At 57.9% G+C, this 11158-nt stretch carries 8 protein-coding genes; 3 read left to right on the top strand and 5 right to left on the bottom strand.

Going from position 1 to position 11158, the window contains the following annotated elements; translation table 11 throughout:
- Positions 1-174: 174 nt before the first annotated feature.
- From mutL to ABD819_RS04270, 3 genes are all read left to right on the top strand, one after another.
- Positions 175-2235 (top strand): DNA mismatch repair endonuclease MutL, encoded by a 2061-nt coding sequence (gene mutL / locus ABD819_RS04280; RefSeq protein WP_345121342.1) that lies wholly within the window; start codon positions 175-177, stop codon positions 2233-2235.
- 39 nt (positions 2236-2274) lie between these two features.
- Entirely contained in the window at positions 2275-3072 is a 798-nt protein-coding gene (locus tag ABD819_RS04275) for a rhomboid family intramembrane serine protease (protein ID WP_345121339.1), read from the top strand.
- A gap of 79 nt (positions 3073-3151) precedes the next feature.
- The gene (locus ABD819_RS04270; RefSeq protein WP_345121337.1) at positions 3152-4072 is read left to right on the top strand and encodes a rhomboid family intramembrane serine protease; all 921 of its coding nucleotides are present in this window, start codon (positions 3152-3154) and stop codon (positions 4070-4072) included.
- 9 nt (positions 4073-4081) lie between these two features.
- Here ABD819_RS04270 and ABD819_RS04265 read toward each other — a convergent pair whose 3' ends face one another.
- From ABD819_RS04265 to ABD819_RS04245, 5 genes are all read right to left on the bottom strand, one after another.
- Entirely contained in the window at positions 4082-4486 is a 405-nt protein-coding gene (locus tag ABD819_RS04265; RefSeq protein WP_345121335.1) for a hypothetical protein, read from the bottom strand.
- 402 nt (positions 4487-4888) lie between these two features.
- The gene (gene mdh / locus ABD819_RS04260) at positions 4889-5827 is read right to left on the bottom strand and encodes a malate dehydrogenase (protein ID WP_345121333.1); all 939 of its coding nucleotides are present in this window, start codon (positions 5825-5827) and stop codon (positions 4889-4891) included.
- 291 nt (positions 5828-6118) lie between these two features.
- A complete protein-coding gene (locus ABD819_RS04255; protein ID WP_345121331.1) occupies positions 6119-8827 on the bottom strand; it encodes a carboxypeptidase-like regulatory domain-containing protein in 2709 nt (902 codons plus the stop codon).
- Positions 8828-8835: 8 nt separating this feature from the next.
- The gene (locus ABD819_RS04250; RefSeq protein WP_345121329.1) at positions 8836-9690 is read right to left on the bottom strand and encodes a GLPGLI family protein; all 855 of its coding nucleotides are present in this window, start codon (positions 9688-9690) and stop codon (positions 8836-8838) included.
- 170 nt (positions 9691-9860) lie between these two features.
- Entirely contained in the window at positions 9861-10697 is an 837-nt protein-coding gene (locus ABD819_RS04245) for a GLPGLI family protein (protein WP_345121327.1), read from the bottom strand.
- Between the last annotated feature and the right edge of the window lie 461 nt (positions 10698-11158).

Below are 11158 nucleotides of genomic sequence, written 5' to 3'. Positions count from 1 at the left end.
CGTGAAAATTTGCGCTGTGACTCCGCTATTTAGCCGCAAAGCTACGCAGAAAACCCCGGCGTGGGTTTAAAACGTAGTGGTTTTCTGGTTATTGTCCGGTGCGTTTCCGCTTGTTGGCGTGCTGGTTAGCTATTCGATGCCTCCTGTTTTCCCTCCGCTTCCCGATTCCCAACGATGCCCGATATCATCCATTTGCTCCCCGAATACCTCGCCAACCAGATTGCGGCCGGCGAAGTAGTGCAGCGCCCTGCTTCGGTGGTGAAGGAGCTGCTGGAAAATGCCGTCGATGCCGGGGCTACGCAGGTGCAACTCATTGTGAAAGAGGCCGGCAAGCAGCTCGTGCAGGTAGTCGACAACGGGGCCGGCATGTCGCCCACCGATGCCCGCATGAGCCTGGAGCGCCACGCCACCAGCAAAATTCGCAGCACCGAAGATTTATTCCGGATTCGTACCCTCGGCTTCCGCGGCGAGGCCCTGGCCAGCATCGCGGCCGTGGCCCAGGTTGAAATCCGGACCAAGCAGCGCGACCAGGATACCGGCAGCCTGCTCTTGGTGGAGGGCTCGCAGGTGACCAGCCAGCAGCCCACGGCCTGCCCCGACGGCACGAGTATCGCCGTCAAAAACCTGTTCTTTAACGTGCCCGCCCGGCGCAACTTTCTCAAAAGCAACGCCGTGGAAATGCGGCATATTCTCGACGAGTTTCAGCACGTGGCGCTGGCGAACCCGCAGATTGCCTTCTCGCTGTACCAGAATGAGCTTGAGGTATTTGGTCTGCCCGCCGGTAAGCTCAGCCAACGCATTGTGGCGCTGCTTGGCAACGGCTATAAGGAACAGCTCGCGGCTTGCGAGGAGGTGACGCACTCCATCTCGGTGCGCGGCTTCGTGGGCAAGCCGGAATCGTCGAAGAAAAGCCGGGGCGACCAGTTTTTCTTCGTCAACAACCGCTTCATCCGCTCGGCCTACCTCAACCACGCCGTGCTGGCGGCTTACGAAGGCCTGCTGGCCCGCGACACGCACCCGTTCTACGTGCTGTTCCTGGAGCTCGACCCCAAAGCCATCGACATCAACGTGCACCCCACCAAGACGGAAATCAAGTTCGAGGACGAGAAAACCGTGTATGCCGTGGTGCGGGCCGCCGTGAAGCAGAGCCTGGGCCTGCACAACATCGCCCCTTCGCTGGACTTCGATGGCGACGTGAACTTTGCGCCCATCCGCCCACTGCGGGCCGGCAAAAGCACCGGCGAGCCCGACGACCACCTACCCGCCATCACGCCCGCCGCCCGTGCCGCCGCCAGTGCCGACAGCTACCGCCCCGATGCTTTGGCGTCGGCGGCTTCGGCCGCTGCCCGGCCCGGGGGCAGCAGCTCGGGCTTCAGTAATTTCCAATCTGACACCCGGCGCGACGGCTACGAGCGCCAGCTGCCGCCGCGCCCCACCGAGCAGGCCCGCCGCGAGCTGGAAGCCTTCTACCGCGAGCTGGGCCAGCCCGTGCGCGACGACGCGGCCATTGATGAAGTGACGGCGCGCAGCTTTGCTACGGCCCCGGCCGCCGATGCCAGTGCCGCAGCACTGGGGCGCGAGCCGGCCGGCACCGCCGGTTTTTCGTTGGGCCTGACCACGCCGGAGCCCGTGCCGGCTCGGCCCAGCCCCGCCCGCGAGGGTGGCCCGGGTAGCCGCGCCGTGCAGGTGCAGCAGCGCTTCGTGCTGGTACCCGTGAAGTCGGGCGTGCTGCTGATTGACCAGGAAGCCGCCCGCGAGCGGATTCTCTACGAGCAGTACCGGCAGGAGCTGGCCCGCGCCGTGGGCTCGTCGCAAACCCTGCTGTTTCCGCGCACGGTCACGTTTTCGCCCGCCGATTTTGCCGTGCTGCGCGAGCTCACCGAGCCGCTGCACGCCCTGGGCTTCATCTTCGCTGAGTTCGGGCCCAATACCATTGCCGTGGAAGCTATTCCGGCCGGCATGCCTGTTCAGGATGAGAAAGACCTGCTGGAAAGCCTCATCGAGCAGTTTCGCACCGCCGCCGGACCGCTCAAGCTCGACCGCAGCGAAAGCCTGGCCCGGGCCCTGGCCCGCCGCGTAGCCGCCGGCACGGCTACCGCCCGCCTGCCCGAAGCCGAACTCAGCGCGCTGGCCGACCGTTTGTTTGCTTGCCAGGTGCCCGGCTACACGCCCGACGGCCGCAAAACGCTCGTGCTGCTGGATGGTCAGCAGCTGGCCGATTTTTTCCGTAAATAAGCTCAGCCGCGAAGCACTCGCGGCACCTACTTTCGCTGCATGTTCAATCTTAGTAACCTCACACCCACCGTTCGCGCACTGCTTTTTGCAAACATCGCATGCTATCTGGCGCAGATTAGCCTGTTGCCAATCATCACTAAAATAGGAAGCCTGTACCCAATTGGGTCGCCGAATTTCTTCCCGTGGCAGTTTCTGACCTATATGTTTCTGCATGGGGGGTTCTTCCACATACTGTTCAACATGTTCGCCCTTATTTCTTTCGGGCCGCTACTCGAGCAGCGCTGGGGGGCACAGCGGTTTCTGGTATTCTGGCTGATTTGCGGGGTAGGTGCCGGAATGCTTTATGAAGGGGTGAAATATGTCGAAATCAACAAGCTCGTTACCTCACAGCAAGAATTTCGGGCTAATCCTTCGGGTGCAACCTTCGCGGAGTTTTACCGCGATAATTTGCCCGGTAACGAAACGTACGCGCCTTTGGCCATGGCGATGACCCGTAATCCAACCAATACCGAATATGTTGCTTCGGCCACTGCCACGGTCGATGCCATCGTGTCGGAAATCCGCAGCGGAGTGGGAATGCTGGGGGCGTCGGGTGCAGTATTTGGGGTGCTGTTCGCGTTTGCGTACCTGTTTCCCAATACCAAAATGATGATTTTTCCAATTCCGATACCGATAGCAGCCAAATATCTTGTCTTCGGCTACGCTGCCTATGAGCTGTATCAAGGAATAAATCCATCGCCCGGCGACAATGTTGCGCACTTTGCTCACCTTGGTGGCCTGCTGGCTGGTTTCATTTTAGTAAAATTCTGGGAGGGAGGCCGGGAGCGTTTTTACTAGTTGCTTGTTACCCTAATTATGTGAGCCGCCCGGCTACCCGTAGGCCGGCCAAATTCGTACAATCCGTTTAATTCGTGCCATGAGCATAGTTCAGGATATCCGCACCGCCTTCAGCCGCCGCGACAACGCCCTCATTCAACTCATTCTGTTGAATGTGCTGGTGTTTGCGGGCTTGATTGTGCTGCGCACCATTCTTACCGTAAGTAGCGCCAGCGGCTACTACCCGCCAGTATTGCGGCAGTTCGAACTGTCATCGGCCTTGCCTGTCCTACTACGCCACCCCTGGACGCTGCTGACTTATGCCTTCACTCACAAAGACTTTTTCCATATCCTGTTCAATATGCTCAATCTGTACTGGTTCGGACAACTGGTGCGCGAGTACCTCGGCGACCGACGCCTCGTGAGCATTTATGTGTTGGGGGCACTGGCTGGTGCGGTGATATTCTTGATAGCATATAACTATATTCCAAATTTCATTCCAGGCCCTGGTGAACAAATGCCAGCAATGGTAGGTGCTTCCGCAGCTGTTACTGCCATTATTGTAGCTGCCGCCACGCTGCTGCCCGACTATACGTTTATGCTGATTCTCATTGGCCCTGTTAAAATTAAGTGGATTGCAGCCGTGGTGGTGCTCATCTCGCTAGCTGGGGTAAACGGTGGCAACGCCGGTGGCAATTTTGCCCACCTGGGCGGGGCGCTGCTGGGGTTTCTGTTCATCAAGCAGCTGCAGGCCGGCCGCGACCTGGGCCGTCCGGTGCAGGCCGTGGGCAACTGGTTCAGCCGCCTCGCCACCCGCCGCCCCGCCATGCGCGTGAGCAGCACCACCCGCCGCCCCGAGCCGGTGGCCGCCACGGCCGCCAGCAGCAGCAAGAAGCCCGCCGTGCAGGGCCAGCCCCTGCAGGATGAGATTGATACCATCCTGGACAAGATTTCGCGCTCCGGCTACGAAAGTCTTTCCAAAGATGAAAAGCAGAAGCTATTTCGGGCCAGCCAGCAGTAGGGGGCGGGACTACGCCCCGCGCAGCCAGGCTTTAGCCAGCTCGATGTCCTGAAAAAGGCGCATTTCGAACTGAGTGCCCACGCGGGTTATCATTTCGGCCGCCGAGGCCTGCCCGAATATGCCCGGCGACACGATGTGGGCAAAGCGCTTCAGGCCCATGGCCAGCGCCTGGGGCATCCAGTTTTCAGCAATCCAATCGTTGGCCGAGTTCCAAGAGCCCACCACTTTGCGGTTGTCATTCAGCATGTGCGGGCAGGGCTTCTCCCGCAAAAACTCCAGCGTAGCCTGGCAGCCCTGAATAACTTTATCGGTGGGCAGCACACCTACCCAGTTATTATATATCCACTTATTAGCCTCATCAAATTCGATGGTTAAATAGGTTTTGTCGAACAAATTTGTAAGCTCTTTTTTCATGGGCGAAAAGGCGGATAGTGCGCTAGGGCTGCAAGGTAGGCAATATTCGCAGCAAACTAAAGGGCATAATCCGGGTAGTTGTGCCCATCCTGCAACGGCTCAATCGGGTTCCGAATCGAGTTGTTGCAATAGATATATGACAAACGCACTTACATAAAAGACTTGTTCCCGAATAAGTAATAATGAAAAAAGAACGTCATGCTTCATCTTGCGTCCGCGCAGCCGAAGCATCTCTACCGCACTAGTAATCAATGCTACTGCACCAAAGCGGTAGAGATGCTTCGGCTGCGCGGACGCAAGATGAAGCATGACCGCTGAATTTGCCCTTTTCTGTATTTAGGAACAAGTCTAAAAAATAGCCGACCCCGTAAGGAGCCGGCTATTTTTTTTCTTATCAAAAAATTAAGCAACGGCCGTCATTTTGTCAAGCGCTTCCATCACTTCTTTCACGTGGCCGCGCGAGGTTTCGAGCATGGCCTTTTCTTCGTCGTTGAGCTGCAATTCAATAACGCGCTCCACACCGTTTTTGCCGAGGATAACCGGGGCCCCGAGGTACACGCCGTTGATGCCGTACTCGCCCTGCAGCTCCAGGCACACGGGGAACACCCGGCGCTGGTCGCGCACGATGGCTTCCACCATCTGGGCCGCCGCCGCGCCGGGCGCGTACCAAGCCGACGTACCCATGAGCTTCACCAGCTCACCGCCGCCGTTCTTAGTGCGCTCCACAATGGCGTCGAGCTCGGCCTTGCCGATGAGCTCGGTAACGGGGATACCGCCCACGGTGGTGTAGCGGGGCAGGGGCACCATGGTGTCGCCGTGGCCACCCATGAGCACCGCCTGAATGTCTTTCGGGCTCACGTTCAGGGCCTCGGCCAGGAAGGCGCGGTAGCGGGCCGTATCGAGGATGCCGGCCATGCCGAACACCTTTTCGCGGGGCAGCTTAGCCGTGAGGTGGGCCTGGTAGGTCATCACGTCGAGCGGGTTGCTCACGATGATGATGATGGCGTTGGGGGAGTGAGCCACCACCTGCTCAGTCACCGACTTCACGATGCCGGCGTTCACCGAAATCAGGTCGTCGCGGGTCATGCCGGGCTTGCGGGGCAGGCCCGACGTGATAACCACTACATCGGAGCCAGCGGTGCGGGCGTAGTCGTTGGTTACGCCCACGGTGCGCGAGTCGTAGCCGAGAATGGGGGCTTTCTGCCAGATGTCGAGGGCTTTGCCTTCGGCAATACCTTCTTTAATGTCAACCAGAACAATTTCGTTGGCAATTTCACGGGTGGCGAGCACATCAGCGCAAGTTGCGCCAACGTTGCCGGCTCCGACTACGGTAACTTTCATAAGAGAGGAATTGGGTGGGTTGGAGTTTCGGGGGTAAAAGTACGGCGGGACGCGCAAGTACGAGTGCACCAAATTCCATTTCGCCTGCCACAACCCCCGGCCTGCAAATCGCCCCAGCGGGCTAAAACTAACGGCGGTGGTGCAAAGAAGGGTGAAATGTTAATTTAAGCAGGTTATACTTAGCTGTTAATTACTATTGGGCAATAACTTGCAAAGAAATTTAATTTGTTTGACCAACTGTTTGTCACCCTACTTTGGACCACCGCCAAACTAACTTCTGGAACCCTGGCGCTACAACGAGAGCCGCACCGAGGCCAGCACCTGGGCCGGCCGCAGCTGGTAGGTGGTTTGGGTGAGCTGGAACGGGCTCACGAAGCTGTACTGATACTGGCGGGTGTCGAAAATATTGCTCCAGCGCACCTCCAGGTCGATTTTGCGGGCGGTGGGCAGGGCGTAGCGGTAGGTGAGGTCTGCAAATACGGCGCGCACCGTGGGGGCGGGGCCGCGGCTGTCATAGTAGTCGGCAGCCAGCGTGAACTGGTGGTGCTCGCCGGGGTACACGCCCAGCGTGGCGTGGTGCTCCTGCACCAGCGCGGCGGGCGTGGCGGGCAGGTCGGCCAAGCGGCTGCGCAGCGTCGTCAGGGCCGCCTGGTACTCCAGGCTGCCCCAGTCGAAAGCTGCCACGCTAGCTTTAAGGCTGGCCGTGGCGTTGCGGGTGTCGGCCTGCACCAGCTGGCCGTTCAGTAGCTCGGGCTGCTGCCGGTAGCTGCCTACCAGCAGTAGGGTCAGGTTGGTTTTCCAGGGGCTGATGAACTGGTTGGCGCTGGCGTTCAAGGTGTGGGCAAGCGTGCGCGCCTCATTGTCGAGGGCCAGGGTGGTGAGAGCACCGTTGGCATCGACCTGGCTGCTATAGAGGCGGTTGCTCAGCGCGTTGCTAAAGGTGTAATTCGCGTAGATAAATCGCGACTCCAGCGGGTCGGTGAAGTAGAAGCCGCCCCCGTAGTGCTGCGTTTGGGTGCGGGGCAGGGGCGCGGCGTTGCGTTGCAGGGTGCGGTAGTCGCGCAGGATGTACGCGTAGCTCAGCTGCTCGATGCGGCCGAAGTTGTTGCTCAGGCCCGCATCCACCGACACGTTCCAGTGGGGGCTCAGTTTGCGGCTCATGCTCAGGGTGGGCTCGGCCACCACGGTGTACAGGCGCTGCCCGGCCCCAAGCGGTGCGTCGGTGGCCCGGAAATCGTAGTAGCTCACGGGTACGCGCAGGCGTAGGTCCCAGGTATCGTATATGCGGCTCAAGCCCGGCTCCAGGTAGTAGCGGCCGCGCCACCAGGCCAAATCGTTGCGCAGGGGTAGTCCGGCCGGGGCCGGGCCGGCCGAGGTTTCAAGGCTGGTGGCCAGTTGCTGGGCTTCCAGCGCGAAGCCGGCCGTGCCCGAATAGGCCCAGCCGCGCCGGGTGCCCGTCAGGCCCACCGAGTTGCTGGTATAGAAGCCACCCAGCCGCGCCTGCTGCCGGACCGAGTCATAGGCTACGCCGCCCGCCAGCAGGCCCGCAAACGGGCCCGGCCGCACCGCCAGTTCCTGCGGGCTGTTGGTAAAAAATACCAGCGACGATGCCTGCACGATGCGCCCGCCGCCGATGGGCCGCACCAGCCCCAGCCGGTTGGTAAGGCCCACAAACGGGGTGCGGGCGCGCTGCTGAATGCTGGCCTGGCTTTCGGCCCGGTACAGGTCGCCGGTCTGGGCATCCCAGCGGGCATCCAGGCTCAGCGTGTTTTTCAGATAGTAGCGCTTCACGTTTTTGATAAAGGCCAGGTCGGTTAGCAGGTTGCTGAGCGTCGAGCGGTTCACCCGGTCCTCGGTCAGGGTCACGGTGCGGCCGTCGGGTAGGAAAAACCGCGTCTGTGAGCCCCCGCGCTGGGTTTGCGCGTCGTGCAGGTAGGAGGCATTCACCCGCAGCTGGTTTTCCGGGCTGATGGTGACGAGGTGGTTGGCACTCAGCAGGTGCACCTGGTTGAACAGGTAGCGGCTGGCCGCTACCGGCGGGCGGCCCAGGCCCAGCACGTGCGTCAGGTCGGGCGGCTGGTTGCTCAGCTCGCTGCCCGTGCGCGGGTCGGGCGATGTCAGGGATTTTAGGGCAGTGGCCGCGTCCTGGCCGGTGTTATTACTTTGATAGGTATCGATGAGCTGCTGCCGCCCGGCAAAGAGCATGGGCGAGAGGGTCACGTTCCAGAGCGGAGCCAGCGGCGCGGGCACCAGCCCGGCCCCGAGAATGGCCTGCCCGGTGGCCGTTACCTTGTTCTTGAGCTTGATGTTGAGGGCCGCGTTGTCGGGCCGTTCCAGGCTGTCGAGCGCCCGGATGGGCTGGTGGCGCTCCAGTACCTGCACGCTCTGCACGGCCCCGACGGGCAGGTTGTCGCTGGCCAGGGTGTAGCGGCTTTCCAGCAAGTCCTGCCCATTGATGTAGAATTTGCTGATGGCCTTGCCCTCGTAGGAAATCCGGCCGTCGCCGGCCACTTCGATACCGGGCATTTTCTTCAGTACGTCCGAAATCACCCGGTCCTGCTTGGTGGCGAAGGCATTGACCTTGTAGCTGAGCGTATCACCCTCTCGGGTAATGGGAGCGCCCCGCACGGTCACTTCCCTGAGCTTGGTGGTGCTCTCGCGCATGGCAATGGCCACCGTCTGGCTGCGGTTGGCTAGGCGCAGTTGCTGCGCGGCATAGCCCAGGGCGCGGGTACTCAGATACACCGAGTCGCTGGCGGGCGTGGCGGCCAGCGTCAGCCTAAAGCTGCCATCGGCAGTTGAGATAACAAAAGCAGTAGCCGGCGGCTGGGCCTTGGTTTCGGCTTCGAGCAGGATGCCCTCCAGCGGCTGGCCGGCCGCGTTTCGCACCGTGCCGGTGAGGACGGTTTGGGCGGTGGCTTTGGGGCAGGCCAATGCCAGCCCGGATACTAGCAGGTAAAGAATAGTCAGCCGAAACGGGTAGTCTCTCAGGCGTGGCACAGGTACGACTATTTTAATTCCAGTGGATTATTCTGGCGCTTTATTTTTGCAAAATAATCCCTTTGAATTCCTTCCGGAATTATGTTGCCGCTAGCGGCAAACCGGTCGAAAATTGTCAATTCGTCGTTGTGTTTAGCTTGTTTGAACTTTGCTTTTTTAATCAGTGGAGCCGATGCGCTAGGACCTAAGATAACTGGCGAAGTAGCGGAAATATCAAATGGCTTAGGGTTATTTTCGAAGCTGAGCAACTCGAATAAGTAATTACTGTGCGTGTCGCGCACTTTCACGATAAGGCCGGGCAAGCCATAAAATTTGTAGGGGCCTTCACTCACGGGAATGTCGCGGGTGAACCAGGCTTCGAATGTACGGCCGCCAAAACCCGTGAATGCCTGCTGGCACTCATAACCAGCGACTGCCTTTCTAACCGGCGTTATTTTCCAGTGAAACAGCGGTGCATTTTCTTGGTATTGGTGGTCCTCTGTACCGATAACATCATGGTATAAAACAAGGTCTTTAGACGGTTCCTTGAAAATGGAGTAACGAATTTCAGTTTTACCCAATTTAGATAAAATGGGGCCTGCTTTATTGAGTTGTTCCTGCCCTGACAAGTGATTTAGAGTTGTAAATAAGCTGTCCTGCATTTGCTTGGCTTTGCTCTGGAAACAGGACTTGCCATCATATATCCGTAATATCATTTGCTCACTCTTGGGAATAACCACTGCCGAGTCAAGCTTGTAGTCGAGGCGATAAATGGCGCGTAAGTAGGTTGGCGCGCCACTATTCGCTGGCTGTGCTGAGGCGGATAAAAGTCCGGTTATCAGCAGCGTGATTAGTAGGCAAACCGAGAAGAAGTATCTGCTCATTACGGGTAGAGGGTTGCGCGTGGATTTTATGGGTTGCAATTTAGATATTGCGCGGCCGCACTCCATCCGGTAGCCGGGCACCTGCTAGGGACAATTGCCAAGGCAAGTGACCACTAGCTAGGGAAAAAGCAGCCAAACTAGCATTGCTGCCGCAACTCTCACGGCCCGAATTATTGCAGTTCCAGCGGATTGTTGCGGCGTTTTAGTTTCGCGGCATAAGTACTCCGCATATTCTCCGACACGTAGTTGCCCATGGAGGCCATCCAGTCGAGAAAAGTTTGTTCGTCGTTAAGTTTGGCTTGTTTGAATTTAGCTTTTTTAATTAACGGCGCCGACGAGGTTGCGGAAGTAGTAAATGGCTTGGGAGTGCTCTCAAAGCTGAGCAGCTCGAACACGTAATTGTCGTGCGTGTCGCGCACTTTCACGATGAGGCCAGGCAAACCATAAAATTTGTACGGTCCTTCACTCACAGGAATATCGCGCGTGAACCAAGCTTCCCAAGTGCGCCCGCCAAAAGCAGTGAACGCCTGCTGACACTCGTAGCCGGCAACCGTCTTTTTGACCGGCATTATTTTCCAGTGAAACAATGGGGCTTTTTCCTGGTATTGGTAGTCTACCGTACGGATTTTGTCATGGTAAAAAACCTTGTCTTTGGCAGCCTCCTTGATAATAGAATAATCAATTTGGGTTTTACCCGTTTTTGTCCCTGCGTAAAGGGACTCTTGAATTCTCTCTTTTTCTGGACGGCCGCTTAAGCTTGTATAAACACTATCCCGAACATGCTGGGTCTTGCTTCTAAAACAGGAGGTGCCATTATTTATCCGCAGTATAGTTTGCTCACTCTTGGGCGTGGCTACAGCCGAGTCAAGCTTGTAATCGAAGCGATAAATGGCACGCAAACAGGTTGTTGCCCTAGTAATTTTGGCTGGCTGCGCGTTAGCACACAACTGAAAAAACAGGGATAGTAGAGTCAATATCAAAAATACCGGACGCACATTATTAGTCATTGTAATTAATTGTATTGAAAATGTTTTTGTGAAATTAGACCTTGTCAAATGCGATATGTTATTAAGGCGGTGGTCTAACGCAGGATGAAAGATTTGATTCTATAAAATACAATAACGTTCAACCATCTGGTTTGCAATGCTTTGTACTAGGTGTTTTTCGTTTATAAAATCTCTCTCATCCCGTTTTGGACCACCGCCGAGAATTAACCCAAGCCGGAAACCGGCGGGGTTAACGTGCGGGCAGTGGTCTAAAGCATGGTGATTGTAGGAACGCGCTATGGCGCGTTCACTCCTCGAACAACTGAGGCGACCCGGCGCAGGCGGTGAACGCGCCGTGGCGCGTTCCTACCGCATCACCTGCGATTAGACCACCGCCAACGTGCGAACGGCGGCGAGCCTGTGCGAAAAGCAGGCAATCCGAAATTCATTGTTCGGAATATGGGAAACAATCCAATCAGCCA

Origin of the sequence: Hymenobacter antarcticus, assembly GCF_039539545.1 — a bacterium.
Taxonomy (GTDB): domain Bacteria; phylum Bacteroidota; class Bacteroidia; order Cytophagales; family Hymenobacteraceae; genus Hymenobacter; species Hymenobacter antarcticus.
The sequence above is the reverse complement of the archived record's forward strand: the minus strand, read 5'-3'. Positions and strand labels throughout refer to the sequence as shown.